This window comes from Nonomuraea roseola, from assembly GCF_039535395.1.
GTDB classification, from domain to species: Bacteria; Actinomycetota; Actinomycetes; order Streptosporangiales; family Streptosporangiaceae; genus Nonomuraea; species Nonomuraea roseola.
Genome location: NZ_BAAAXC010000009.1, coordinates 67956 through 94834 on the forward strand (window position 1 = coordinate 67956; position 26879 = coordinate 94834).

The following is a 26879-nucleotide window of genomic DNA, read 5'->3' on the forward strand; positions in this document are numbered from 1 at the left end:
TGGGCCAGCCGCCGCCCGGTCAGCGAGTCAGTCGGGCCGGCCGGTAGCGGGACAGGACGCGGTGCGGTGAGGGGTGCAGGCCTATCGGGCTCGTGTCCTTGGCGTACTCCACCTCCGCGGTCATCACAGCTAGGGCAGGCTCTTCTGGGCCGCGTTCTCCCATGAGGTGTTGGTGCCGATCTCGGGAGGGGAGCCGACGAAGGCGCCGCGCGCGGTGGAGTCGCCCTGGAGGGTGTACATCAGCCACGCGGTCAGGTATCCGAGGAAGCCGCCGCCCGAGCCCTGAATCGTGTTGTGCCCCGCACCCTTGAGCATGGCCTTGGCGGCGGCGCCGGGGACGGCGTTGTAGTAGCCCTGGACGGCGGAGTGCGGGGAGATCAGCCAGTCGTTGCTGCCGCTGAGGAACAGCACGGGACAGGTCAGCTGATCCACCGAGAACCTCTCGCCCGACCCCACCAAGCCGGGGGCGGGCAGGGAGATCGGCACCACCGACGTGATCAGGCCGCCCGACTTGGTGGCCGTGTTGACCGATCCGCCCGCGCCCTGGGAGTGGCCGACGGCGCCGACCTTGGTGACGTCGAGCTTTCCGTAGAAGACGCTGGCCGGATCGGCGTTCCTGTCGACCAGGTACCGTGCGGCGTCGATCATCTCCGAGCCGGTGCCCGTCGTCTTGTCCGTCGAGGCGACCACCGCGAAACCCCAGGACGCGAGCTGGTTGAGCACACCCGGGTACTGCGAGGGCACCGCGTTGGTTCCGTTGCCCCAGGTGATGATCGGATGCCTGAAGCCTCCGACGCCGAGATCGGCCGGGTAGTAGAGCTTGTACGCGGTGCCGACGTCGGCGGTGGCGACCGTCCACGGTCCCGCGACCTTGTAGTGCGACTCGATCGTGGCGGTGGCTCGCGCGGGGGAGACCATGATGCCCAATAACAGCACCACGGTGGCCAGAAGCCTCATACAGCCTCCACATGTTGTACGGATGACCGTATCTTTTGCGGAAGCGGGGCCGCTGTCAATGCTCGATCAACCGGCGGCGGTCCGCCTGCGGGGGGCCAGGATGCCGACGACGTCGGCCGCGACGATGGCGGCGTCCACGGCCGACCTCTCACCGATACCTACGTGCCGCTTGCGTACTGTCATCTCCCGGAGGTGACCGCCGGCTCCCGGGGCTCTTGCTGCGCCGGCGCCAGCCGTTCGTGGAATCCGCCGTCCAGGGACCGCGTGATGATCCCGGTCTCCACGCCGTGCTCGACCACGTGGCGATCCGTCTGCTGAAGTGCGAGGCAGATCCACCGGGCGATGATGAAGGCGATGACGGGGCCGATGACCACGGCGAACCTGAAGAAGATCGTCACGGCCTCGACGGTGAGGTGGAACTGGTGGGCCATCTGGTCGTTGGCCGCGGCTGCCCACAGCAGGCCGTAGAACGTGATGCCGGCGACCGCGATGGCCGTCTTCGTCGGCGTGTCGCGTGGCCGATCGAGCATGTCATGCGCGCCCGGTACGCGGGGCATGCGGCTCGTGGTCTTGGGCCGGCCCAGTGCGTCGCGGCGGCTGCGTCGCGTGAGGAGGAAGCGCTCGGCGATCGGGTAGGCGGCCAGGGCCGTGAAAAAGACCCCTGGTATCACCAGCGTGGGGATGAGGACCGCGAGGCTGAGCGTGTAGTCCCCAAGAGTGAGTTCCCACCCGGGCATGATCCGGAGGGCGCCGTCGAGGAACCCCATGTACCAGTCGGGAACCGAGCCCGCCGAGATCTGCGTCGGCTTGGCAGGGCCGTACAGCCATATAGGGGCAATCTGGAACCCGAACCCGAGGATGATCAGCATGCCGATCGTCGCGACCGCCATCAAGGGGCGTGCGCTCCGCCGTGCCGACACCGAGGCGATGAATCGGGAGTGACCGTGCCGCCGCACCAGGAGTTCACGGGCGATCAGCAGTGCGGCCATGACGACCGCGATCAGCAGGTGCCCGCCGTACATCACCGGAATGATCCTGTCGCCGGGAAAGTCCGGCCCGAACAGCAGCGACAGCGCCCAGGTTCCTACGAAGGGGATGGACTGCACGACCGACATGATCAGCCACAGGCTCCCGCCCGACAGCATGTCGTCAGGCAGGGCGTTGCCGGTCTCGCCCGCGGCCATGCCCAGCGCCAGCAGCGTCACCCAGATCAGCCACTGAGTGGTGCGCGGGCGGCGGAACGCGCCGGTGAGGAACATGCGTAGCAGCTGCAAGGCGACGGCCGCCACGAAGACGAGCGCCGCCCAGTGATGGACCTGGCGGATGAGCAGGCCGCCGCGCACTTCCAGGCTCAGATGCATGGTCGAGTCGAAGGCCTTGCTGACGAAGAGTCCGCGCAGCGGGCCGTATGAGCCGTCATAGGTCACCTGGGACATGCTGGGGTCGTAGAACACCATCAGCACGGCCCCGGTCACCATCAGAACGACGAACGACCAGACGGCGATTTCCGCGAACATGAACGACCAGTGGGAGAACTGAAACGACCGGCGCTTGACCAGCGAACGCATGTGGGCCCCCTTACCTTGCCTACTAATAGGACGGAATGGGGCCGCAGAGTGTGACAAGGATGAGGCGTCGGTGACGGTGATTAACGTCACTGCCTCGGGTCCTTCGACAGCTGACGTATCCACGCTGCCCTACGCGCTCGCCCGGCTGACGGCCGGCGAGGCGAGGCACGTTCGGTCGCCCGACGCGCAGCCGTTGGCGTAGCGGTCCCCTCGGCGGGAGGGCGTGGCCCGGCTGTCCCCGCCGGGCCACGCTCATCTCAACGCCAGGTCGCTCCGCGATCGCCTCCCGGCAAGGCGCGGCGGCCTGTCAGGTCGGCGATGTGAGCCGATGTCAGATCCGGACCATGGTGGATTCGTATCCGCCTCCGCCGGGATAGACCCATTCGCCGGTGACGGTGGTTCCGTCGGCGCTGAACGTGCCTTCGTAGTAGGCGGGACTGCCCTTCGCGCCGCCCCAGATGGTCAGCTTGTCGCCGGTCAGCTCGTACACGTAGTCAAGCGTGTTGCCGGCCGAGTCGTAGAAGCGTGACATCACGTCCGCGCCGACCGGCTCGCCGAACGGGCGCAGGTTGCCGATCACTTCCAGGCCGGTGACGGGTTGGCCGAACTGGGTGAGTTCGACGTGCTGGAGCAGGAAGAAGCCGCCGGGCATCCACTCGTACCGCACGGTTCCCTCGGCGCCGCCGGTGATCGCCCAGGTGCCGACCAGGCGGTCCAGGGCCTTCAGGTCGGCGCTCGGCTCGTAGGTCTCCGGCATCTCGGACATCTCGTCCTCCTTGTGGGTGTGGTGAGTGCTCGCCGGTACCTCGGAGGCCGCCTACGAGTCTCGACACGCCTCGGATGTGTTTCGGATCACATCGCGGCCGTGTCGAGAGGGCCGGTCCCGCCACGAGGTAGCGGCAGGACCCCATCAAGGAGGAAGTCATGGCCACCGCAACCACCAACGCAACCACCACCGCAACCACCCCCGGCGTCCCCGCCGTCCGCCGATCGTCCGGCCACCTGCTGCTCGCCGGTGCCCTGGCCGGGCCGGTCTTCTTCGCCTCGGCGATCGTCCAGATGCTCGCCCGCGAGGGCTTCGACATCACCCGCCATCCGATCAGCCAGCTCTCCACCGGCAGCCTCGGCTGGATCCAGATCACCACGTTCGTGCTTGCCGGCGTGGGTGGCCTGGCGCTGGCCGCCGGTATCAGGCGCACCGTCGCCGAGGGCGTCGGCCGTCGGGCGCTGCCCATCCTGGTCGGGATCTTCGGGGCCGGGATGATCGCAGCGGGGGTGTTCATCATGGACCCGGAGAACGGCTTCCCCGCCGGAACTCCTGACGGGCCGGTGGCGCAGATGTCCTGGCACAGCATCACGCACTCGGCCGCGGCCGCCGTCTCCTTCACCGCGCTGGCCATCGCCGCCATCGTGCTGGCCGTCCGATGCGCCCGCCGCCGGGCCGTGCCGGCGGCCATCGGCAACGGCGCCGCCGCGCTCGTCCTGCTGCTGCCCATGTCGCCGGATCACATGAGCATCCAGATCGCCGTCAACGGCCTGGTCGCCTTCACCTGGACGACCGTCCTGGCCCTGTCCCTGCGCCGCTCCGCCTGACCTCGCGTACGCTTGCCCGAACTTTCGACAAGAGGATCCACCATGAAGTACCTGCTGCTCAGCTACACCCCGGCCGCCGCCTGGGACGCCGCGACCGCTGACACCCCTTCCGAGGAGGCGCTGGCGGCGTTCGCCGCCTACCAGAGGTTCGAGCAGGAATTGATCGAGACCGGCGAATTCGTCAGCAGCGAGGGTCTCGGCCATCCGGCGGTCAGCGCCACGGTCTGCAAGTCCGGAGATGGCGTGGTGGCGACCGACGGGCCGTTCGCCGAGCTGAAGGAGGTCCTGGCCAGCTTCGCCGTGATCGACGTGGCGAGCCAGGAGCGAGCCGTGGAGATCGTCTCGCGGATCGTCGAGGTGCTGGGTGAGCCGATCGAGATCCGGCCGATCATGGGCGAGGACTTCACGGCGTGACCGACCACGCCGGGCGGCGCCCGGCGCGAGCGGATGGCCGGCAGGACAGCGGGAAAGGCACACGCAGCATGAACGCGGACATCGAGCACCTGCTGCGCATCGAGGCGCCACAGGTGCTCGGCGCGCTGGTACGGCGCTTCGGCCGCTTCGACATCGCCGAGGACGCGGTGCAGGAGGCGCTGCTCGCCGCGAGCCGGGCCTGGCCGGCCGACGGCGTGCCGGAGAACCCGCGCAGCTGGCTGATCCGGATCGGCTACCGGCGAATGGTCGACCTGCTCCGTTCCGACCAGGCCCGGCGCCGGCGCGAGCAGGAGGCAGGAATCGCCGAACTGGCCATGCTGGAACCGGCCCGCCAGGCGGGCCCTGCGCAGGAGACCGACGACAGCCTCGCCCTGCTGCTGCTCTGCTGCCACCCCGCGCTGAGCGCCACCTCCCAGGTGGCGCTCACGCTGCGCGCGGTCGGCGGCCTGACCACCGCCGAGATCGCGCACGCCTACGGGACCCCCGAAAACACCATGGGCACGCGGATCAGCCGGGCCAAGCAGCAACTGGCCCGCGCCGGCGCCCGCTTCACCCCGCCGACCGACACCGACAGGGACAGCCGGATGGCCGCCGTGACGCAGGTGCTCTACCTGATCTTCAACGAGGGTTACACGGCCTCCACCGGCGCCCAGCTCGCCCGCGTCGACCTGACCAGCGAGGCCATCCGGCTGACCCGCATGCTCCACCGCGCCCTGCCCGGCGACGCCGAAGTCACCGGCCTGCTCGCGCTGATGCTGCTCACCGAGTCGCGGCGCCCCGCCCGCACCAGCGGCGACGAGCTGGTGCCGCTGGACGAACAGGACCGCACAAAGTGGCACCCTGACCTGATCCGCGAGGGCACCGAGCTCATCGACAGCGCCTGGAAGCGGCGTGAGGTGGGCCCATACCAGTTGCAGGCGGCGATCGCGGCCGTGCACGCCGCGGCCACATCGCCGGAGGAGACCGACTGGCCGCAGATCGCGGCGCTCTACCTGTGGCTCGAACGGCTCAACCCCACCACGCCGGTACGGCTGAGCCGGGTGGTGGCGGTGGCCAAGGCGTACGGGCCGGCCCGAGGGCTGACCCTGCTCGACGACCTCAACCGCCGCTTCCAGCTCGACCAGGATCCTCTGATCCGGCAACGCGAACGCGCGGTGCGCGCCCATCTGCTGCAGATGACCGGCGACGCGGCCGGCGCGGCGAGACTGTACCGTGAGGCGGCCGCCCTGACCGGAAACCAGGTCGAGCAGCGATACCTGCTCGACCGGGCCGACCGCCTCTGAGGAGGGCGAAGGCGTCGCCCAACCCGGTCAGGCGCCGTCGGCGGTCATCATCTCGATCAGGTCGTAGGCCGCGTCGCGGTGGCGAACCTCTTGCCAGCTCCTTTCACGCCGGTGCCGAGATGCCAGGCGAGGCTGCCGCTGCGATGGCGGGCCAGCCGGAGCGGCCACCGGTGCCGGTGCGATGCGACGGTACCCAGGAGTTCGCCGGCGGTGCGAGAACTTGTCGTCACCCCGACGCGTATTTGAAGGCCGCGATGTTGCGCTCTGTCCACTGGGCGAGGGTGTGCGGCGGTCGGCCGGGATTCGTTCGACGTCGGGGCTGACGCGCTGCGCGCCAACCGTAGCGGCAAAGATCGTCGCCCGTCCCTACGCCGTTCGTACGGGGCTGTCAGCCTTCGGCCAGGCGGCGTGATCCTCGCCGTCAACGACGCCGTTCCTGCAGCTCCTGGCCTACCGGTCCTGGCCGTGGTGGAGGCGATCATCCTGCAGGAGGCGGGGAGCGTCGCCGTGGGTGTCGGCTTCGAGGGTGGCGGCCCAGCTCGCGAGCAGGCGCAGGGCGTCGTGGGAGGGGGTGTCGGGGGGCGGCCGTGTAAAGCGGTCACCTGTCCACGATGACGGACCTTATGCGTGTGCACCATGCTCATCGGCCTGCCACGTTTCTGGACGAGCCGTCAGGCTCCGCCACACGGAACGGGCGGGTCTGTCGGGAAGGGTTCACCGCCTTGCTCCAGGCGAGAGCTGCCCGCTGCCGGCGCAGCCCGTCAGAAGGTGAGAATCACACAGTCAGCGGCAGGACCACATGCCGATGAGGCGGGCGACCTGTAGGCGTACGGCGTGGGCGGTCGCGCGCTGTGGACGGCGCGCGACCGCCACGCTGTGACCATCCGGACGATGCTTCACAAGGCAGGCCTGCTCTGCGGTTTCGCCGGCGGAGGTGGTGCGGGCCGATCTTCTTGCGGTGCCGGCGGATGAGGCCGGACAGATGGGAAGCTCCTGGGGATGCTGTTGCTCTTGGTCGGACAACGCATCTACCAGGGGATTCTCTGCTTGGAGGTCAAGTTCAGGTGCTTGCAGCACGCCTGAGACCTGCCACTTCAGATGACAAGCTCACAGAAGTGAATATCTATTGCCGCAGATGCAGAAATTAGTGCGACGCACGGTTAGGTTTTATGGCGTAACTGACGAAATGTGAACCCTTGCTTTCCTCGGAAACGCGCACTGTGATACTGTCTATCTCAGTTGCAGTTGTGGTTCCCAAAGACTTCAAGTGCCCTCGCCGGCGTCCTGTGCCCGGTGGTGGCACTTTTGTATTGCCGGCGCTTTTCCGGACGGGGTAATCATCGCGGCGACGCGAGGCTCGCACAGTGCGAGCCTTACGGGCACTGCCCCGAAGGAGATGCAAGATGGCTACTGGCACAGTGAAGTGGTTCAACGCGGAAAAGGGTTTCGGCTTCATCGAGCAGGACGGTGGCGGCGCTGACGTCTTCGCCCACTACTCGAACATCGCCGCCCAGGGCTACCGCGAGCTTCAGGAGGGCCAAAAGGTGACCTTCGACGTCACGCAAGGCCAGAAGGGCCCGCAGGCGGAGAACATCGTTCCCGCCTGACACTGACGCACCACGCAGCTGGGGCCCGCCCCGTAGGGGGCGGGCCCCAGCGCGTTGCTTTTGTGGTACCCAATGTGCTGTGACGGCCTCACGAACCGCGAAGAACAACATGTCTGTTCTTCCGCCGCACACCGGCTACGCCACTAATGGCTCCGGTTCGGGCATAAGTCCGCTCCAGTCCTCTGGCCCGGCATCGCAGCCGCCGTTCTTTTCGGCGAATGCCGACCATTTCGACGCACGAGACCCAGGCTGTTTCCGCCCGGCTCGACTCGTCTTTTCTTCGGCTCGTGCTCGCTATTCTTTGTGCCGCTCACCGTGCCGAGAATTCCTGACACGTGCCGCATCGAGGAAGATTCTGCATGAACCATGCAACTCGCACGCACGGCCGCTACTCTCCCACCCGTACGGGCGGCTCTGCCAATCCCAGCAGGGGCGGCCGATTCGGCTCGCCGGCTTCGGGTCGTTCAGGCGCCCCCAGCCGTTCCGGGGGCTACGGGCGGCGTCCTGCGCTTCAGGGGGAGTTCGCGCTGCCGGTCAGCGTCACCCCGGCCCTGCCCGCAGCCGCGACATTCGCTGAACTGAACATGCCGCCCGCGCTGCTGAAGGTGCTCACCAGCCTGGGCATGAATGAACCGTTCCCGATCCAGGCGGCCACGCTGCCGAACTCCCTGGCCGGCCGGGACGTCCTGGGGCGGGGGCGCACCGGGTCAGGCAAGACACTCGCCTTCGGTCTGGCCCTGCTCGTCCGCACCTCCGGACAGCGTGCCGAATCGCGACAGCCGCTTGCCCTGATCCTCGTCCCCACTCGGGAACTGGCCCAACAGGTCACCGACGCTCTCACCCCGTACGCCCGATCACTGAAGCTGCGGCTGGCCACCGTCGTCGGCGGCATGTCGATCGGCCAGCAGGCCAATGCGCTGCGCAGCGGTGCCGAGGTCGTCGTTGCGACCCCGGGACGGCTCAGGGATCTCATCGAGCGCGGCGACTGCCGCCTGGACCAGGTCGGCATCACCGTGCTGGACGAGGCCGACCAGATGGCCGACATGGGCTTCATGCCCCAGATCACCCACCTGCTCGACCAGGTGCGGCCAGAGGGCCAGCGGATGCTGTTCTCCGCCACTCTGGACCGCAACGTCGACCTGCTGGTCCGCCGCTACCTGACTGACCCGGTGGTCCATTCGGTCGACCCCTCGGCGGGCGCGGTCACCACGATGGAGCACCACGTGCTGCACATCCAAGGCGCCGACAAGCAGGCCACCACTGTGGAGATCGCTGCTCGCGACGGCCGGGTGATCATGTTCCTGGACACCAAGCACGCCGTGGATCGGCTCACCGAACACCTACTGAACAGCGGGGTACGCGCCGCCGCGCTACACGGGGGCAAGTCCCAGCCCCAGCGCACCCGCACCCTCGCCCAGTTCAAGACCGGCCACGTCACGGTGCTGGTGGCGACCAACGTCGCGGCCCGCGGCATCCACGTCGACAACCTCGACCTCGTCGTCAACGTCGACCCGCCAAGCGACCACAAGGACTACCTGCACCGCGGCGGCCGCACCGCCCGCGCCGGCGAGTCCGGCAGCGTCGTCACCCTGGTCCTGCCCAACCAGCGCCGTGACATGACCCGCCTGATGGCCGACGCCGGTATCGTCCCGCAGACCAGTCAGGTCCGCTCGGGCGAGGCCGAACTCAGACGTATCACGGGTGCCCAGGCTCCCTCTGGGATCCCCGTGACCATCACCACGCCGGTTGTCAATCGTCGGGCGGGACGGAACGGCCGACGATCCTGGTAACAGTGGTCGATCATCAAGTGGAAAGCCCAGTTCCTGGCGTCCGGCGGGCAGGGCTGGGCCGCCGCAGGTGGCAGCGCGGACCTTCGTCGCGGGGGCAGTAATTGGAGGCGAGGGGCGCTTCGCGCCATTGGCTCAGGCTGTGTTTCTCGAGGCAAGCCCCCCGAACCCCGCTCGGGGAGCGCCGCCCTTCGCGCTCCCCGACAGTGGCGTGCTTGACGACCAGGTGGGGTTGTAAGTCCTGCAGCCCCTGGTCGGGGAGGCGGCCCTCCCCTGATGGCCCCACCCTGGTCAGTGTCACCAGGGGGCAAAGACATCCCAGCTCCTCAGGGTGTCAAGCGAAGCGTGATTCGGTGTGATGTGACCAGGCGGTTGCTGGGCCGCAGCCCTGGACGCCGCCCCTCAGCCCGATAGCCGTACGTGGCTGGGCGGGGGAACATGGAGGGTTCGCGAGACAAGGCGTCGGATCGCTGAGGGACTCGCCGACCACAGCAACGCCTCCTCAGTCCTCGCCCAGGACCGTGTGCAGACCGCCGAGCATGTCGAGCGGGATATCGATGTTGCCGATCGCGCGTACGAAGCGCTCACGAGTGGCCTCGATCGCCGCGACGTGCCTTGACCTGCTCCACGCTGGGCACCTCACCTGCGGCCACCACACCCAGGAGCCGCTGCACAGACCCTCGGCGCCGTGCGCCGCCGCCAGCGCTCTTTGCCGCTTCAGGTTGTGCGCACGCGTGGGCATGTCCGCAAAGTCCGCGAACACTGGGCCGAACGTCTGGTCGCCGAGGTCCGCGCGCGCAGAGCCTCCGCAAAATCCGAAAACTCACGGTGAGGTCTCACAGTGCGATGGGCGGGCCGTGCTGATGGAGGTGGCGAGACTGGTCAGGCGGTGGGCCAGCTCGCCGAGTTCGGCTTCCACCCGGTCGGCGGCTCGACATAGGCCAGCCGTCGTCGACAGCGGGAATGACAGAGCACAGCACAGCCAGCTCGCCAGTATGGGTCATTCGTGCGATCGAGCCGGTGGTAGCTGTGCGGGGCCAGGCCGTTGCGCCGTTCGCTCTGATCTGCTCTTGCGAGAGATCAGAGCGCGTGATCGGCGAAGGTGGTGGCGCTAGGCGTCGGCCAGATGATTGCGGGAACTGTTGATGCGCTGCGCCTCGGCGAGCTGGTCTTCCAAGAGGATGATGCGGCAGGCGGCTTCCAGCGGTGTGCCCTGGTCGACCAGTTCCCGGGCCCGGGCGGCCAGGCGCAGCTGGTAGCGGGAGTAGCGGCGGTGTCCGCCGCGGGAGCGTTGCGGCTCGATCAGCTTGGCGGCGCCCAGGGCGCGCAGGAACGCGGGGGTGACCTGGAGCATCTCGGTGGCCGCGCCCATGCTGTAGGCGGGATAGTTCTCATCGTCGAACCTGTCGCAGGCTCCGCGGTGCTCGAGTGTGGCGGTGCCGGCGGTTGGGTGCGTTTGATCCATACAAGCCTTTCGCGATGCGACAGAAGGCCCCGGCGCGTCTCGCGCCGGGGCCCCCGAAGAGTTTCAACACCATCTACCGGCCATCGGCCGGACTTACCGTTTCCGCATCAGCCGTACAGCGCGGCGATGCGGGGATCGCGAATGCGTGACCGTAGACCACCTTCCTATCTGTGGAACTGCGGTACCCGAGCGGCGAGACTCAGCCGGCAACGGGCGATCCTGATGGTGTTCAACACTCCCTTCATCTCTATCTTCCGGACCACTGTCCAACTTCATCTTCGGCAGCGCGTCCACGGTCGGGGCCCCTTGTAACTGCGCTGGCCCCTCACGTCCGACCTTCTGCCCCTGCCATCAACCAACTTCAACTTCATCTTCGGCAGCGCGTCCACGGTCGGGGCCCCTTGTAACTGCGCTGGCCCCTCACGTCCGACCTTCTGCCCTCACAAACTTCGACTTCATCCACCATGTCCGGGCAGTTCGGCGTCCTGCTGCATCTTTCTGCGCTGCCCGGCGTTTCGTTCCCTGCGATGTCAGAAACATTAGCCCCTGTAACAACGAATGTCTACTCCAGTCGCTATAGATTTTCTCTTACGTGGTGACGGAGGTGTCGGTGCAGGCCCGGTGGACGTGGGCAGGTCATGAAGCCCCTGCCCAGGCCCGGTGCCAGAGACCGGCCGGTCGTAGTCATCACGGTCATGGCGTCACCCGATCCGCTGCAGCACGACCCCGAGCCGGGCCCGCCACCGCTCGTCGCCGTGCGCGGGGTCGGCGCCGAGCACCTCGACCCGGCCCGCCGAGCGGGCGCGGAGGCCCCCCAGGATCTCGATCGTGGTGGTCTTGCCGGCCCCGTTCCGGCCCGAGAGGGCCAGCACCTCGCCGTGGCCCTGGAACGTGACGTCGTGCAGCCCGCCGACGTCGAGCACGACCTGCTCGCTCTTGGTCATCTGATGAACTCTCTTCGTGATCGGACGCCCCCGCGCCAGGACGCGTGCCGGCGGAGCCTCACCGCGAGGGCATGAGGGATCGCACCCGGGCTGGCGATCGGGGTGTGGGAAAGGAAGGAAATGGCTGGGGAGTGCCGTCCGGTGTACCGCGCGCGGGCGTGGTGGAGGCGGAACGCAGTCGGAGAGCCCCCTCATATCTCGGCGGCGTCGACGCCGAGATCGGCCCGCTTGGAGCTGTCCAGCCGGTCGCCGATGTCAGTCCCTGACGGCCCGGGTCGCGGGTGGCATGAACGTTGTGGTCGAGGACCGCACGTACCCCCAAACGGTCGCATGGATCCGAATGGCGCGCCGCCTTCGCGGCTTGGGCGGACGCCGGTGAAAGGGGCGGCTATGTCGTCGGGAGGCCAATCGCGTTGGACGCGTCGGCCTCGAAGTATTCCCGTGGACGAACTCGCCAGGGCACTGGACTGGCCCATCCAACGGGCGGCCGACGCCCTGGACGCGCTCAGCCGTCGTCCGATCCTCTCCGATCCGCTCACAGTGGAGCAGGTCGGGCGCGGCGCGTTCGCCATCACCCCGAGGCCGGACCGCCTGAGCTCCGCACAACGCGACGCGCTGATCGTCGGTCCACGCTCGCCCCGAGGGACTCGAAAATGACGAAGCCGGACGGACGTCGCGACCGTGATTCCTCCGGCCACACCCGTGCGCCTGCCGGACAACGTCGCAGTTCCGGGATCAGTCAAAGCGGGCCGTCGCAGGAGCCCTTCCGAGATTACGAGCGTGGCCGGCTCGGCCCTGTCAGCCCGCGGCCTTCCCGCCGAAGAAAACGTCCTTGACGAGCTTGTTCAGCGCCTTCGGGAACACCTGCGATGCGCTGATCACGCATGCGGCGCAGCATCTCCACCCCGCACCTGGGCAGGATCACGCTCGGCATGCGACCTCGGCAGCAACCATGCGGTCAGTTTCTCGGCGTCGTCCGGCGCCACTCCACGCCCCCGCGGAAAGCGGCCGTGCTGGGTGTAGAACTTCAGCACCACAGCGAACCCGAGCTGGGTCGCATCACGTTCCTCATCCAGTGCAGTCCAGTGCTCGACGAGCTCGTCCACATCAACCGGCGGGCCGTCCATGGGCGGGCATCGTGCCGCAGGCCCACCACCACGGCACAGGTCCACAGATCCTTGCGTGATCACCGATTTGGCGGCTGGTGACAGCCGCGTTTAGGGAATTCCGACTCGCCTTCACCTGACGTCGCACGTCAAGAGTGACGAAATCATCAGCAAAGTGTTGACGATACGCTCATAAATGACGATAGTGTCAGAGAGGTGGAAGGAGGTTGCCCATGATGGACCACCATGACCCGCACACCGGCCTGCACAGTGAGCAGGGCGCCATGAAGGGCGAGCACCCGGGCAGGGCGGCCAACCCGATCATCAAGGTGCACGATCTGGCCTGGCTGGAGTTCAGCAAGCCGGATCTGCAGCGCGCGGAATCGTTCGCGCACGCCTTCGGATTCACCACGGCGCTGCACACCGCGGACGAACTCCACCTGCGCGGCACAGACGCCGGTTGCCCGTGCGTGCTCATCCGCAAGGGGACCCGGTCGAGGTTCATCGGTCCGGCTTTCAAGGCGGCCGACCCCGGCGACCTGCTCAAGCTCGCCCACGCCACCGGAAGGAAAGCCACGCCGCTGCCCGAGAGCCTGGGCGGGCTCACCGTCGATCTGCCCGATCCGAGCGGCAACCGGGTGCGGGTGGTGTCGGACACGCACGATCTGGCCACGCTGCCCGCCCAGACGCCGCTCACGTTCAACTTCGGGCACGCCGCAGCGCGGACGAACGTCACCCAGCGGCCGCCGCGCGCGCCGGCCACGGTGCAACGGCTCGGGCACGTGGTCCTGCAGACCACGCGGTATGTCGAGACGCTGAACTGGTATCTCCAGCACCTGGGCCTGATCGTCAGCGACTTCCTCTACTACCCGGGGCAGCGCGCACGCGGGCCGGCGATGAGCTTCATCCGCTGCGACCGCGGCATGGCGCCCACCGACCACCACACGCTCGCGATGACCCTCGGCCCGGTCAACCGCTACGTGCACTCCGCCTATCAAGTCGCCGATCTCGACGCGCTGGCCGCCGGCGGCCAGCACCTGCTCGACCAGGGCTACCGGCGTTCCTGGGGCATCGGCCGGCACATCCAGGGCAGCCAGATCTTCGACTACTGGCGCGACCCTGACGGCTTCCTGGTCGAGCACTTCAGCGACGGCGACCTGTTCGACTGCACGCTCGAGCCCGGCTGGGCGCCCATGACCGCCTCAGGGCTGGCCCAATGGGGGCCTCCGGCGACCAAGGACTTCCTCGGCCTGGCACCCGGCCGGGAGCCGCTGCGCGAGCTGCGCGGGATCGTCCGCGCGCTGCGCGAGGACAACGAATTCGACCTGCACCGCCTGCGCGGCCTGCTGAAAGTAGCCAGCTCATGAGCACCTCCATCCTCCGCACCGCCGACTCCTGGTGGGTGGCCACACCTGCCGGCGCCGCCAAGGTCGACACCCAGGCCACCACCACCGGACAGCTGCTGGCCGACCGGCAGGCCATCGCCGCGGCCGCCACCAGCTCCGACACGGTGGCCCTCGACAGCCTCACCCTGCTGTCACCGGTCACGGCGTCCTGCCGGGTCGTCGCGCAGATGACGAACTTCGCCTCGCATGTCAAGGACGTGGGCATGAACCCCGCCACCGTCCCGCTGACCTTCTTCCGCAAGTCCTCCGGCTCGATCAGCGGACCCTACGACGAGGTCATCCGGCCCGCCCACGTGCGGCTGCTGGACTACGAGGTGGAGATCGGGCTCGTCATCGGCAGGCAGATGCCCGTCGGCACCACGGTCACCGCCGACAACCTCGCCGACTACGTCGCGGGCCTGGTCGTCACCAACGACATCTCCGCCCGCGACCTGCAGCTGCTCAAGACCCAGTTCTACGAATCCAAGTCCTACCCCACCTTCACCCCGGTCGGCCCCGCCCTGGTGCTTCTGGAACCCGGCGAGTTCAAGCGGTTCACCGACCTGAGGCTGCGCCTGTCGGTCAACGGCGAGCTCCGGCAGAACATGACGGTCGCCGACATGATCTACCAGCCCCTCCAGGCGCTGCAGGCGCTGACCCGCTTCCAGCGCCTGGACGCCGGCGACCTGCTGTTGACCGGCACCCCCGCCGGCACCGCGCTCAGCGCGCCGCCCAAGCCGATCGGGGTCGTCGCCTCGCTGCTGCCGCCCGCGCTCAAGTGGAAACTCTTCCTCGACCGCCAGGCCGGCAACCCCAAGTACCTCCAGGACGGCGATGTCATCGAGGTCGCCGTGGCCACCGACGACCGCGGGATCGACCTGGGCACCCAGCGCACGGTGGTGAGGTACGCGCCATGACGCACCACACTCAGGGCGAGCGCCCCCTGGTCCTGGCGCCGCAAGACCTCCCTCTGGTGGAGGCGGTGCCGCTGGCCGAGCGCGACCTACCCTCCTCCACCTACGAGCTGCTGCGCCGTACGGCCACCGCCACACCGCAGACGCCAGCCTTGCACCTGCTGGGCGAGGGAGAGGAGGTCAGCTGGAGCTACGGCGACCTGCTGACCCGCGTGCACCAGGCCGCCAACCTCTACACCAGCCTGGGGCTGGCACCGGGCGGGACTATAGGGCTGCTGCTACCGAACACCGGCCACACCTACGCCGCCCTGCTGGGCGCCCAGGCCGTCGGCATCGCCAACCCGGTCAACCCGATGCTGGCCGACAACCACATCATCGACATCTTCACCCTCACCCAGGCCGAGATCCTGGTCGTGGCGGGACCAGGCAGGAACAGGGAACTGTGGGAGAAGGCGCTACGTGTGGCAGGACGGCTGCCGCACCTGCGCGCGCTGCTGCTGGTGGGCGACAACGCCGCCATCGACGCCGGCTACGCCCCTCGTGGCGTCGGCGACTTCGAACGGCTCGCGGCCGAGCAGCCAGGAGACCGGCTGGTCGCCCACCATCGGCCTGGGCCACAGGATCTGGCCGCCTACTTCCACACCGGCGGTACCACCGGCACGCCGAAGATCGCCCCGCACACGCACGCGATGGAGGTCTACATGGCGTGGGCGCTCGGCTGCTCGGGCGCCTACGTGGGGGGCGGGGTGGCGCTGGCCGGGCTGCCGCTGTTCCACGTCAACGCCGTGCACGTCACCGGCCTGGCGCCGTTCATGCACGGCGCGACCGTGGCCAGCCTCGGCCCGCTCGGCTACCGCGACAAGACACTCATGGCCGACTTCTGGCGCCTCATCGAGCGCTACCGCGTCACCGCCTTCTCCGCTGTGCCGACCGTGTACGCGAACCTGCCACCCATTCCTGAGGATGTGGACATCTCCAGCCTCCGGGCCGGGGTCGTCGGCGCCGCGCCCCTGCCCAGCCGGGTGCGCACCGCGTTCGAGAATGCGGCCAAGGTGCCGATGCTCGAGGGGTACGGCCTCACCGAGGCCACCTGCGCCAGCGCCAGCACCCCCGCCCTCGCGCCGCGTCCTGGTTCGGTGGGGTTGCGCCTGCCGTACCAGCAGATCAAGGCCGTCACGGTGGAGGCCGACGGGCGGCCGAGCGGCGACTGCCCACCCGGCCATACCGGGGTGCTGGCCATCAAAGGGCCGGCGGTCTTCCCCGGCTACCTCGGCCAGGACGGCCCTGATCCCACCGGCAGGATCTTCGACGGCTGGTTGGTCACCGGCGACCTCGGCCACGTGGACGCCGACGGCTACGTCTATCTGAGCGGGCGAGCCAAAGATCTCATCATCCGCGGCGGCCACAACATCGACCCGCGCCCGATCGAGGAGTCGCTACTGGCGCACCCCGTCGTGAGCGATGCCGCCGTCGTGGGGCGCCCCGACCCGCACTCCGGCGAGGTCCCCGTCGCCTACGTGACCGTCTCCGCACTGGTCAGCGAGGACGACCTGCTGGCCTGGGCCCTGGCACACGCCCCCGAGCCGGCCGCCGCCCCCAAGGCCGTGCACATCGTCGCGTCCTTGCCCACCACGACCGTCGGCAAGCTCTACAAACCCGAACTGGTCGCCGACTCCGTCCGCCGCATCATCGCCGACCTCGACCCTCACGGCACGGCCGAGGTCGCGCTGGAAAACGGGCGGCCGGTCGTCCTGATCGCCCCGGATACGGAGCTGGCCGCCGCGCTCGACCGTTATCTCATCCACTACCGGTTGGTGACCTCATGATCGATCCTGTTGTCCGTGACTTCCTCGCCCGGCATCCTGCGGGCGTGCTGGCCACCTCCCGACCCGACGGCGGGGTGCGACAGTCGGTCGTCTACTTCGCCCTGGACGGCGACCGTCTGCTCATCTCCACCGAACCCGGACGCGCCAAGGCCAGGGACGCGCAGCGCACCAGGCGTGCCTCCTTGTGCGTGATCGGGGCGGCTGCGCCGTACCCGTCAGTGACGCTGGAAGGCACCGCCACCCTCCGGACCGTCGGCATCGGGTCGGACACCGCACGTGTCGTGTCCCGCATCGGCGGCCAGAGCATCGAGCCGATGAGCGACGCGGAGCTGGCCGCGATGAACCGCGTCATCCTCGAGATCATCGTCGAGCGCGTCTACGGCGCCAGCTACCTCCAGGGCACGTCGTGAGCGAACACCATGAGTCGCATACCGCTCGGGCGGTCGTCATCGTCGGCGCGGGGCCCACCGGACTGACCGCCGCGACCCTGCTCGGCCAGTACGGCGTCGAGTGCCTGGTGCTCGAGCGATGGGAGTCCGTCTATCAGGGGCCCCGCGCAGTGGCCCTCGACGACGAGGTCTACCGGATCCTGGCGCGCCTCGGCGTCCGGGACGAGTTCGCCGCGATCGCCTGGCCGCACCGCGGCCTGCGACTCGTCGACCCGACCCTGCGGGTGCTGGCCGAGTTTCAACGCGACGGCCTCGGCAGGCACGGCTACCCCATGGGGGTGATGTTCGACCAGCCAGAGCTGGAGGCGATCCTCCGCCGGAATCTGAAGCAGTACGGGAACGTCACCCTTCGCGGCGGCATCGAGGTCACCGCGCTGAGCCAGGACGGCAGCGGGGTCCTGGTCGACTTCACCAACCATGCGACGGGCAGCCGGGATTCGGTCCGCGCGTCGTACGTCCTGGGCTGCGACGGCGCCAACAGCGTGACCAGGGCGTCGACCGGCGCCGTCATGCACGACCTGAAGTTCACGCAACGCTGGCTCGTCGTCGACGTGGACAGCGAGGCCGACCTCGGCCAATGGAACGGCGCGCACCAGGTCTGCGACCCGGTCCGCCCCACGACCTACATGCGCCTCGGAAAGACCCGGCACCGCTGGGAGTTCCGGCTGGCGCCCGGCGAAACCGCTGACGACTACTGCGAGATCACTCGCCTGCATCCGTTGATCTCGCCCTGGACCAAGGAAATTCCTGTCGAGAAGCTGGAAGTCGTCCGCGCGGCGGGGTACGTCTCTCGCGCACAGGTCGCCGACCGGTGGCGCGAGGGCCGGGTGTTCCTGCTGGGCGACGCCGCCCACCTCACCCCGCCGTTCATCGGCCAAGGCATGGGAGCCGGGCTCCGCGATGCGATGAACCTCGCCTGGAAACTCGCCGGCGTGCTCGGCGGCAGCCTGCCCGAGACCGTGCTCGACACCTACCAGATCGAACGAAAGCCACACGCCCGCACCATGATCGGGCTGGCGAGGCTGCTCGGCACCGCGATGACGGCGGGCGGCGAGTTGGGCAACGTCATCCGCCGCGTCGTGGCTCCGCGTCTGCACCTCGTGCCCGGCCTCAATGAGCTGACTACGGACAGCCGAACCCCTGCGCTGCGCCAGTCGGACCTGGTGGTGCGGCCACGCCTGCGCCGTACTCTCGCGGGCAGGCTGTGCCCGAACGCCATCCTCGACAACGGCCGGCGTTTCGACGACGTGGCCGCGGGCCGGTTCTCGATCGTCACGTCCACCGAGCCGTCCACCATGCAACAAGCCGAGATCGAGCGGCACGGAGCAGTTCTCATCGCTGCCCGGCCGGGCAGCGAACTTCACCGATGGCTGAGAAATGGTCGCGCATCCGCAGTCGTTGTCCGCCCCGACGGCACGGTGCTGCGCACCGGGCGTGATCCGCTGGCACTCGGCGCGAGCCTGCCCCGGGCCTCTGCGGCCGCCTGACAGGAGTTGGGCCGGCCGCCTCGTCCGGTGTCCAGCACTCCACTTCGTGCGCATCGGCCGGGATCCTTCTCCGCCGACCGCACTGACGACTCGGAAGCACCTTGGTCCGCACCGCAGCCGCTCCCGTCCGGTAGGGCTCATCCGTGACGCTACGAGCCATTCCCGAAAGAGCGCCTGGTGTCCTGAGTCCGGCCGACGAACTGCGGATCGCGCCCGTCCGCGCCGACGGCACGCCTCGCGTCGAAAAGGTCACCGAGGGTGCCCATCGGTGCCAGCCGCGGGATCGACGCCGCTCGATTGCCCATGCTGCACCGGCATCCGTTTGACCGGATCCTGATCGCTCTTCACCCGCGACAGTGCCATTCACGAGTACGACGTGTCGGTCCTCAAGGGGTGAGAGCGCGGGCGATGGGCCAGGCACCGGGGGAGGTGTTGGAGAGCACGGTGCAGGTGGTGCCGGTGTGGGGGTCGTGGGTGGACTTGAACGACGCGCCGGCGTCGTACCCGACCAGGATCGCCGTGTCGGTGCTCTCGTGCAGCCAGAAGCCGAGACCGTAGCGCATGGATTCTTTGGGTACGTCGCAGCGTGGCCGTACCACCTCTTCGACGGAATCCACGATGTCGCCGGCGAAAAACGCGCGCCAGAAGGTGGAGATGTCGGCGGCGGTGGTGTGGATGCCGCCATCGCCGGTGGCCAGCACCGGCAGGTGGAAGATGTTGGAGCGGTCCGCCCCGTCCAACGGCAGGTAACCCACGGCCGCGTCAGCGGGTAGCTCGTCGGAGCGGAGGAAGTCGGTTCTGGTCATGCCGGCCGGGCGGAGCACCCGTTCCCTGACCAGGTCGTGGTAGCCGACGCCGCTGGCCCGCTCCGCCAGCAGGGCGAGGACCACGAATCCACCGTTGCAGTAGCCGAACCGCTCACCGGCCCGGAACTTGGTGGGATACCCGTCCAGCAGGGGCAGGAAAGCCTCGGTAGTGGTCAGCTCGTGCGCCGCGCCGATGACGTAGTCGGTGATCTCGGTGTCGATCTCTTCGTCCAGGTAGTCACCGATGCCAGAGGTGTGCGTGAGCAGATGTTCGACGGTCACGTCGTCCGCGATCAGCGGTAGGTCCTTGCCGAGCAGGGATCGGGCGGTGGTGCTCAGCTCCAGCACGCCGTCCTGGACCAGCGAGAGCACGGCCAGGGCGGTGAACCCTTTGCTGCCGCTGGCGATGCCGAATCTGGTGTCCAGGGTGTTGGGAACGCGGTAGGTGCGGTTGGCCAGCCCGTACGCTTTCGCGAACTCGATCTGGCCGCCCCGGTCGATCGAGACCACACCGGAGAAGCCGGTTTCCTTAGCGATCTTGTCAATGTCCCCCTGCGGCATTGCCGCAGACTAACCCAGGCCCGCGCCAATGCCGAAGCCATTTATGAGGCGGGCGCTTCGCACACAACGCATGTGCGCCAGGGACACCGGGCGCACGGCCGTCGAGAGGCGTGCTGGGGATCAGCTGCCTTCGTGACGCCGCCAGTGCTCTTCGAGAGCGGTGGCGACCTGCGCGGGCCGCTGCAGCACCGTCCAGTGGTTGCAGTCGAGTTTGATCACCCGTTCCGCCCGGATGGCTCGGGCCAGCTCGTCGGCGAACTCGACTTGGCAGGCGGCGTCGCGTGATCCCCAGAACACCAGGCCCGGTGCGGTCATCTTCGCCAGATCGGGTTCCCACTCACTGCCCATCCGCAGCGCGGAGCGGTAGAGCTTCAGGATGCTCTCCTTCATCAGCGCATCCATGTGGTGCACCGTCTGCATGGCCAGGTCGGTGGGGACCTCGAAGCCGACGGCCAGGTCGTCGGCGAAGCTGTCCTTGTTCAGCTCGGCCATGAAACGGTCACCTTCCACCGAGTCCTGGCAGATCTCCGCCAGCGGATGCCACACGTAGCGAGGGCTGATCGGACCGCTGCCTCCGGCCCAGGTGCGCACCAGGTCGGGACGCAGAGACGCGACCCGGGCGGTGAGGATGCAGCCCCAGTCGTGGCCGACCAGGTCGACCGGCTCACCGACCTCCTCCAGACGGCTGATCAGCCAGTCGGCGTACTCCTCCTTGGTGCTGCCGAAGCCGTCCGGTGGTGGAGCCCCGAACCCGGGCAGGTCCCAGGCATGCACGTCGGTGCGCGTCAGGTGCCGACGGACGTCCGCCCACACGCGGTGGGTGTCGGGGACTCCGTGGATGAGGATCGCGGGCATGGGTTTCCTTTCGTGTGTGACGAGAGGTTCGAGCATGTCGGTGTGGAGAAGCCGCTCGGTGCCCGGAACGGGTGGGTCCGCAGGCGTCGAGCTGGGCACGCCCAGCCGGGCTAATGGATCATCGCTTTGTGCAGGCTCCGGCCGGCGCTTCGACCGGCCGGAGCAGCCGAACCCGCGAGGGGAAGGCGCAGGACGAAGCTGGCACCACCGGTCTCGGACTCCCCGATGTGCAGGCTGCCGATGTGGGCTTGGGCGATGTCGCGGGCGATCGCCAGGCCCAGGCCGCTGCCGGTGTGGTCGAGGTGGCGTGCGGCCTTCAGCCGGGTGAAGCGCTGGAAGATCCGTTCCCGTTCGGATTCCGGGACACCTTCTCCGTCGTCGGTGACCGTCAGCTCGGCGTGGTCGTCGTCGTGGCTGACCTGGACCTCGACCAGGTGCCGACCGTGCCGTTGGGCGTTGTCCAGCAGGTTGGTGAGCACGCGGCTGATCTGGATCGGGACAGCCTGGACGGTTACCCCGGGCTCCAGGCGCAGTTGGACCGCTATGCGGTCGATCCTGCGGGCGATCTCGTCACGGACAAGTTCGGCGAGGTCGATCCGCTGTGGCTTCGTGGGTGGGCCGGCCTCGATTTCCGCGAGGACCCGCAGGTCGGTGATGATCGCGCTCAGCCGGTCGACATCTCGCAGCGCCCGGCCGAGCACGTCGCCGAGGTCGGTCTCATCGGGATACATGCGGGCCACCTCCAATCCGGCGCGTAGCCCTGCGACCGCCGTGCGCAGCTCGTGTGAGGCGTCGGAAGCGAATCGCCCCTTCTTCTGTAGCTCGCGCTTCAACTCGCGCACCTTGTCGCAGGGTTTCTGAATCGCCGACGCGGTCCGGTCTTCACCAGATGGGCGCTGAGCGTCACAGGCATACAGGGGCGTCAGGTGTGCCGTCACAGCACGTACTCCTTCCGTTGTCTTCACATTCCGTGCATGACCTGCAAGACGCTGCGGGGCAGATACTGCACTCCGTTGACCTGGGTGTTCGGTGCCAGGCATGCCGAGCTTCGTCAACCGTTTCGACCCGATCGGGCCGGTCCGCCGACCATCACGATCTTCGTGACCGATCTTGTCGGTGGATCCGATGCCATTCGGTTGCCAGTCAGGGAACGAGGATCAGGCGGATCGGGTCGCCGATCTTGTGTTCCAGCCGGTGGATCGCCTCGGGGGCGTCGGCGAGCGGGATGTGGTCGGTGATGGAGGGGGCCAGGTCGAGCCGGCCGTTGGAGGCCAGTCGCACCAACTCGTAGACCGACTCGGGGGAGCCGCCGTAGTGCCCGCGTACCTGCTTGCGCAGGTAGTTGAAGGTCAGGCCTTCGCTGACGGTGAGCGGCCTGGGGGTGATGCCGACCAGGATGAGGGCTCCGTCGAGGCCGAGCACTGCGGCGGCCTGCTCGCGGACCGCGGGCACGCCGGCGCAGTCGAAGGCGAAGTCCAGGCCGCGTCCGGCGGTAGCCGTACGTACCTGGTCGGCGAAGTCGTCGGCGGACGGGTCGAGAGCGATGTCCGCTCCGAAGGCCAGAGCGCGTTCCCTGGCGCCGGGCAGCGGGTCGACGGCGATGATCGGCGCGGCGCCGACCAGGCGGGCGATGCGGACGTTGTGTGCGCCGACCCCGCCCACACCCCACACGCCCACGGCCTGAGCAGGGCGCACCCCGGCGGTGGCCACGACGGCGGCGTAGGAGGTGGAGACCGCGTCCGGGATGATCGAGGCCTGGTCGAAGGGGAGGTTGTCGGGGATCGGGATGAGGGTGTCCTCGCGGGCGATGGTGTACTGGGCCCAGCCGCCGTCGTAGTCGATGCCTCGGGTACGGACCTGGGCGCAGGGGCGGCGGCGCGCGCAGTCATCGCACTGCTCGCAGCTCTGTCCGGCCTCGAGGGTGACTCGGGCGCCCACGGTCAGGCCCCGCTTGAGGCCATGACCGAGGGTGTGGATCACCCCGGAGATCTCGTGGCCGACTGTGACAGCCTCGGAGGTGGCGAACAGAGGGGGCAGGGTGCCGTCGATCAGGTGGACGTCCGACAGGCAGACGCCTGCGGCTTTCACCTCGACGAGTACCTCGCCCGGGCCCGGCACGGGGACGGGGACCTCTTCCACGAGGAACTTCCTGCTGTCCAGGTGGAAGCGTCCGGCGAGCATGGTGTCCATGGTGATCTCACTTTCTTGACAGGGGTGGGACGGTCGGTGCCGTGCAGCAGGGAGCGGAGCTTTCGGGCTCGTCCGACAGTCCGCGGTGCACGGGGATCAGGCGAAGACGTCCTGCTGGTAGCGGCCGTCTGCCTCGAGCTGGTCGAGCCACTGCAGGCTGGTTCGGTCGTCGCTGCCGGTGTGGCTGCGGTGGATGGCGGCGAGTGCTTCTCGTACGGCGGGCGCCATGCGGCGTCCGTCGCCGCAGACGTAGACGTACGCGCCGTCTTCGAGCGCCTGCCACACCGTGTCCGCCTCGGCGATGAGGGCGTCCTGGACGAACCGGGCGGGGTGGTTGACCACTGCGGAGAAGGCGGTGTGCGCCTTCGCGATCCCGGCCTGCTCCCAGGCGTCCATCTCTTCCCGGTAGAACCAGTCGTGCTCCGGGTGGCGGCAGCCGACGAAGACCTGGGACGGGCCCACCTTCGTGCCGTTCTGCTGCTGCCAGGCGCGCTCCTCCATGAAGCCGCGCAAAGGTGCGATGCCGGTGCCGGGCCCGATGAGGATGAGCGGTGTGGCGGGGTCGGCGGGCGGCGCGAAGGGAGGAGAGGGCACGCGTACGTAGCCGTAGAAGACATCTCCGGGCTCAAGGCCTGCGATGTAGGACGAGCAGGTGCCGCGGTACTGGCCGTCTCCGGAGAGGGCCGGGCCTTCGAGGAGTCCGACGGTCAGCCGCGCCTGGCGCGGGCTGGCCAGCGGGGAGGAGGAGATTGAGTAGAAGCGGGGACGGATGGGCCCCATCATCTCCAGGAAGAGCGCCAGCGGCAGTTCGACCGCGGGGAAGCGCTCCAACAGGTTGAGCACTGAGACCCGCTTGCCGAGGATCTCCGTGTGGTATCGCTCGTCTGCCTCCTCGGTGTCGGTCGTGTATGCCTCCAGTTGCGGCTTGGTCCAGGGGCACGGGGTGTGCTCGGCCAGGATGCGCACCTGGGTGCGGGTGGCCACGTCCTGCAGCTCCAGGAACTCGGTGAACAGCAGTCCGGCGGTGATGGGAGTGCCCACCGGCAGGTGGGTCCTGCCGCCGGCCGGCTGGTCGAGCTGGAGTACCTGGTCGTGCTCGACGCCGAGCCGCGCCAGCGCGCGGGAGACCAGCGGCGGCTCGTTCTTGGCGAAGACGGCCAGGTGGTTGCCGGTGGCGTAGGTGACGCCCTCGGGCAGCTCGACGGTGATGGACTTCGCGGACGGGCGCGGCGGCTCGATGCTGAAGTTCCACAACCCGGTCGGGTCGGCCACGAGCTCCTCGTTGGCCACCACCGTCAGCGGGTAGGCCTGCTCGGAGACGATCGCCTGGCGCACGTCCGCCTCGGTGAGCAGCCGCACCTGGTAGCGCGGCGCGCCGACGTCGGAGGTGTCGGCGGCGTACTCCTCGGCCAGAGTGGTCCACAGGGTGTTCAACCAGCGGGTGGCCATGCCGTCGAAGTCGGAGGCGGCATCCGCCACACCGCGCTCGATGACCGGGGTGGCCCCGGCGGCCAGCAGGCCGGCCTCGATCCGCTTCGGGAACGCCTGGTAGGTCGCCACCCACTGGGTGTTGCCGGCGCCCAGCAGCGCGAAGCGCACGTTGGCCAGCGAGCCCTCGGGCAGCCCGGCCGCTATCAGGTCGTCGAAGCGCTGGGCGTTGTCGGGCGCCTTGCCGTTGTAGCTGGCGGCGACGACGACGAGCAGGCCCTCGGCGGGCGGATTGTCGCCCAGCTCGTCCAGGCTCAGCAACGTGGTGCCGAACCCGGACCGCTCGCCGCGGTCGGCGATCGCGCGCGCCAGGTCTTCGCAGCTGCCGAGGCTGGAGCCGTAGGCGACGGTGAGGTTCACCCCGACACCGGTGACCGAGGCCTCCTGCTGCCTGTCGTCGGTCTGCGCCGCTGAAACACCGAACACGACCCGCTCGTGCTCCTGACGGGTCCGCACGACCAGCTCGAAGTCGCCGGGCTTGCGCGTCAGCGCCTCCCGGACGTCCATCTGGTAGTCGGTGGTGTCGGAGAACTTGAACTTCTGCAGCACCAGCGCGAGAGCCAGGCGGGCCTCGGTGAGCGCGAACTGGCGGCCGATGCAGGCACGCCGGCCGTTGCCGAACGGCTTGTAGGCGTGCGGGTGGTGCTGGGCCCGGTTGTCCGGCAGCCACCGGTCGATGTCGAACTCCAGCGGACGCTCCCACGCCTTGGGGTGGGTGTGCGTCGGGAACATCAGCAGGTTCGTCTTCGTGCCCTGCTCCAGGTGGTAGCGGCCACCGATGACGGTGTCCTCCAGCGGCGCCTTCATGATCTGCGGGATGGGAGCCCACAGCCGCAGGGTCTCCTCCAGCACCCGCGGGATGACGTCCAGCTTCATGATCGTGTCGTAGCTGGGGACGGTGTCGCCGGGCAGCATCCGGTCCACCTCGGCATAGGCCTGGGCCAGCACGTGGGGGTTGCGCATCAGCGAGTACGTGGCGAACGACAGCAGACCGCTGGTGGTCTCGTGACCGGCGATCAGGAACGTCAGCACCTGGTCGCGGACGTTGTCGTCGTCCAGCCGCCTGCCGGTCTCCGGGTCGACGGCCTCCATCATCAGGCCCAGCAGGTCGTCCTCACCACCGCTCTTCCCCCGACGGCGCTCCTTGATCACACTCTCGACCAGCTCGCGCATCAGCTGGATGTTCTCGCGGTACTTCTTGTCGTCGGCCGTGCGCAGCTTGGTCATCATCGGCAGCTCCTGCGAGCGCCGCATCGACTCCACCAGCGCCTCCAGCAGCGCCTGAAGGAAGGGATGCAGCTCCTCCTTGCCGAAGGAGTCGAACCGGTAACCGAACCCCGACAGGGCGATGGTGTCCAGCGTCAGCCGGGTGTAGTCGTCGGTCACCTTGACCGTCTGCCCCTGCTTGCGCTCCCACTTGCCCACCAGATTCTGGGCGATCTCCAGCATCTGCCCGAAGTAGCCCTTCATGGCCCGCTGGCTGAAGGCCGGCATGAGGATCCGGTGCGCCATACCCCAGACTTCCTCATCGTCGTGGGCCGTGAACAGGCCGGCGCCGGCGTAGTCCCGGACATGGCTCAGCGGCGGGAAGATCGGCTTGCCGAAACGGGTCTCGTCGCAGACCTCGGTCACCAGGTCCGGGTCGTAGACGAAGACGTTCTCCTGGCCGGCGATGTCCATGCTGAAGATCCCCTCGGGGAACTGCTTGGACAGCTCGGCGAAGTACTCGACCGGGTTGGTGTCGGGGATCTGCGGCGTGTGGTCGAGGGTCGGGATTTCGCGCGGGGACCGTACGGGGCGAAGGCCGGTGGTCATGGGTTTCCTCCTTGTGGAACGGGAAGCGGCGGCAGCGGGCGCTTGCCGCGGTGTGGACTTGTGCTCTCGGCCGAGGCCCTCCGTTCGGCGGCGGCAAGGGCGTTGCCGACCTGGCCGCGACGCTCGGCGTGCTTGTCTTCGCCCGCGTCGCGGATGGATTCGTCACGCGCGGCGGCGGCCGCGGTGACGATCTCGGCGGGATGTCGCCGGGTGCCGGGCCGAAAGTCCGTCGTGGACCCCGAGGATCGGGTTACGCGCCCTGCCGGGGCTGCTCGCCCATGGCGCGCCTTGCTGGCTGTGCAAGGCAGGTGCGGGTCATGATATTCACTCATGACCATCTCCTCATATCTGACGATTT

General features: G+C 68.5%; 22 protein-coding genes and 1 pseudogene. 11 read left to right on the plus strand and 12 right to left on the minus strand.

The annotated features are described in order from the left end of the window. Positions 1 to 129: 129 nt before the first annotated feature. The 3 genes from ABFX55_RS09710 to ABFX55_RS09720 all read right to left on the minus strand — a co-directional run bounded on the left by ABFX55_RS09710 (position 130) and on the right by ABFX55_RS09720 (position 3291). On the minus strand, positions 130 to 957 hold the full coding sequence (locus tag ABFX55_RS09710; protein ID WP_346119694.1) for an alpha/beta hydrolase family protein: 828 nt from the start codon (positions 955 to 957) through the stop codon (positions 130 to 132). A 179-nt stretch (positions 958 to 1136) separates the two neighbouring features. Next, positions 1137 to 2525, minus strand: coding sequence for a cytochrome b (locus ABFX55_RS09715; protein WP_346119696.1), 1389 nt, complete (start codon positions 2523 to 2525; stop codon positions 1137 to 1139). Between the two features lie 331 nt (positions 2526 to 2856). Further along, positions 2857 to 3291 carry a hypothetical protein gene (locus ABFX55_RS09720; protein WP_346119698.1) on the minus strand — a complete coding sequence of 145 codons (435 nt, stop codon included), beginning with the start codon at positions 3289 to 3291 and terminating at the stop codon, positions 2857 to 2859. Positions 3292 to 3449: 158 nt separating this feature from the next. Here ABFX55_RS09720 and ABFX55_RS09725 point away from each other — a divergent pair, with 158 nt between their 5' ends. The 5 genes from ABFX55_RS09725 (at position 3450) to ABFX55_RS09745 (ending at position 9233) form a co-directional block, all read left to right on the plus strand. Continuing rightward, on the plus strand, positions 3450 to 4118 hold the full coding sequence (locus ABFX55_RS09725) for a DUF998 domain-containing protein (RefSeq protein WP_346119699.1): 669 nt from the start codon (positions 3450 to 3452) through the stop codon (positions 4116 to 4118). A gap of 42 nt (positions 4119 to 4160) precedes the next feature. Continuing rightward, on the plus strand, positions 4161 to 4532 hold the full coding sequence (locus ABFX55_RS09730; RefSeq protein ID WP_346119701.1) for a YciI family protein: 372 nt from the start codon (positions 4161 to 4163) through the stop codon (positions 4530 to 4532). A gap of 68 nt (positions 4533 to 4600) precedes the next feature. Then, entirely contained in the window at positions 4601 to 5836 is a 1236-nt protein-coding gene (locus tag ABFX55_RS09735; RefSeq protein ID WP_346119703.1) for an RNA polymerase sigma factor, read from the plus strand. A gap of 1403 nt (positions 5837 to 7239) precedes the next feature. Then, positions 7240 to 7443: a cold-shock protein gene (locus ABFX55_RS09740; RefSeq protein WP_183660712.1), complete on the plus strand. Its 204-nt coding sequence runs from the start codon at positions 7240 to 7242 to the stop codon at positions 7441 to 7443. 359 nt (positions 7444 to 7802) lie between these two features. Then, positions 7803 to 9233, plus strand: coding sequence for a DEAD/DEAH box helicase (locus ABFX55_RS09745; protein ID WP_346119705.1), 1431 nt, complete (start codon positions 7803 to 7805; stop codon positions 9231 to 9233). A gap of 499 nt (positions 9234 to 9732) precedes the next feature. Here ABFX55_RS09745 and ABFX55_RS09750 read toward each other — a convergent pair whose 3' ends face one another. The 3 genes and pseudogenes from ABFX55_RS09750 to ABFX55_RS09760 all read right to left on the minus strand — a co-directional run. Next, positions 9733 to 9972 (minus strand): hypothetical protein, encoded by a 240-nt coding sequence (locus tag ABFX55_RS09750; protein WP_346119706.1) that lies wholly within the window; start codon positions 9970 to 9972, stop codon positions 9733 to 9735. A gap of 369 nt (positions 9973 to 10341) precedes the next feature. Beyond that, entirely contained in the window at positions 10342 to 10695 is a 354-nt protein-coding gene (locus tag ABFX55_RS09755) for a MerR family transcriptional regulator (RefSeq protein ID WP_346119708.1), read from the minus strand. 713 nt (positions 10696 to 11408) lie between these two features. Next, positions 11409 to 11639: pseudogene (locus tag ABFX55_RS09760) on the minus strand (ATP-binding cassette domain-containing protein); the annotation flags it as partial. 441 nt (positions 11640 to 12080) lie between these two features. Here ABFX55_RS09760 and ABFX55_RS09765 point away from each other — a divergent pair. Further along, positions 12081 to 12296 carry a hypothetical protein gene (locus ABFX55_RS09765; RefSeq protein ID WP_346119710.1) on the plus strand — a complete coding sequence of 72 codons (216 nt, stop codon included), beginning with the start codon at positions 12081 to 12083 and terminating at the stop codon, positions 12294 to 12296. Positions 12297 to 12517: 221 nt separating this feature from the next. On the opposite strand, the gene ABFX55_RS09770 is transcribed toward ABFX55_RS09765, so the two are convergent. After that, positions 12518 to 12766 carry a hypothetical protein gene (locus ABFX55_RS09770; protein ID WP_346119711.1) on the minus strand — a complete coding sequence of 83 codons (249 nt, stop codon included), beginning with the start codon at positions 12764 to 12766 and terminating at the stop codon, positions 12518 to 12520. Positions 12767 to 12978: 212 nt separating this feature from the next. Here ABFX55_RS09770 and ABFX55_RS09775 point away from each other — a divergent pair, with 212 nt between their 5' ends. The 5 genes from ABFX55_RS09775 to mhpA are packed head-to-tail and all read left to right on the plus strand — an operon-like array spanning position 12979 to position 18806. Then, on the plus strand, positions 12979 to 14112 hold the full coding sequence (locus tag ABFX55_RS09775) for a VOC family protein (protein ID WP_346119713.1): 1134 nt from the start codon (positions 12979 to 12981) through the stop codon (positions 14110 to 14112). Beyond that, positions 14109 to 15047, plus strand: a complete 939-nt coding sequence (locus ABFX55_RS09780) for a fumarylacetoacetate hydrolase family protein (protein ID WP_346119715.1) — start codon at positions 14109 to 14111, stop codon at positions 15045 to 15047. The genes ABFX55_RS09775 and ABFX55_RS09780 overlap by 4 nt, the downstream gene beginning before the upstream one ends. Next, positions 15044 to 16870: an acyl-CoA synthetase gene (locus ABFX55_RS09785; protein WP_346119717.1), complete on the plus strand. Its 1827-nt coding sequence runs from the start codon at positions 15044 to 15046 to the stop codon at positions 16868 to 16870. Before ABFX55_RS09780 ends, ABFX55_RS09785 begins: the two co-directional genes overlap by 4 nt. Beyond that, complete coding sequence (locus ABFX55_RS09790) at positions 16867 to 17280, plus strand: pyridoxamine 5'-phosphate oxidase family protein (protein WP_346119718.1); 414 nt, start codon at positions 16867 to 16869, stop codon at positions 17278 to 17280. The genes ABFX55_RS09785 and ABFX55_RS09790 overlap by 4 nt, the downstream gene beginning before the upstream one ends. After that, positions 17277 to 18806: a bifunctional 3-(3-hydroxy-phenyl)propionate/3-hydroxycinnamic acid hydroxylase MhpA gene (gene mhpA, locus ABFX55_RS09795; RefSeq protein WP_346119720.1), complete on the plus strand. Its 1530-nt coding sequence runs from the start codon at positions 17277 to 17279 to the stop codon at positions 18804 to 18806. Before ABFX55_RS09790 ends, mhpA begins: the two co-directional genes overlap by 4 nt. A gap of 386 nt (positions 18807 to 19192) precedes the next feature. Here the strand turns inward: mhpA and ABFX55_RS09800 are convergent, their stop codons facing one another. From ABFX55_RS09800 to ABFX55_RS09820, 5 genes are all read right to left on the minus strand, one after another. After that, complete coding sequence (locus ABFX55_RS09800; protein ID WP_346119722.1) at positions 19193 to 20173, minus strand: serine hydrolase domain-containing protein; 981 nt, start codon at positions 20171 to 20173, stop codon at positions 19193 to 19195. Between the two features lie 120 nt (positions 20174 to 20293). Further along, positions 20294 to 21028 (minus strand): alpha/beta fold hydrolase, encoded by a 735-nt coding sequence (locus ABFX55_RS09805; RefSeq protein ID WP_346119724.1) that lies wholly within the window; start codon positions 21026 to 21028, stop codon positions 20294 to 20296. Between the two features lie 110 nt (positions 21029 to 21138). Next, on the minus strand, positions 21139 to 21966 hold the full coding sequence (locus tag ABFX55_RS09810) for a sensor histidine kinase (RefSeq protein ID WP_346119726.1): 828 nt from the start codon (positions 21964 to 21966) through the stop codon (positions 21139 to 21141). 205 nt (positions 21967 to 22171) lie between these two features. Next, entirely contained in the window at positions 22172 to 23218 is a 1047-nt protein-coding gene (locus tag ABFX55_RS09815; RefSeq protein ID WP_346119728.1) for a zinc-binding dehydrogenase, read from the minus strand. A gap of 96 nt (positions 23219 to 23314) precedes the next feature. Then, complete coding sequence (locus ABFX55_RS09820) at positions 23315 to 26521, minus strand: bifunctional cytochrome P450/NADPH--P450 reductase (RefSeq protein ID WP_346119730.1); 3207 nt, start codon at positions 26519 to 26521, stop codon at positions 23315 to 23317. Positions 26522 to 26879: the final 358 nt, after the last annotated feature.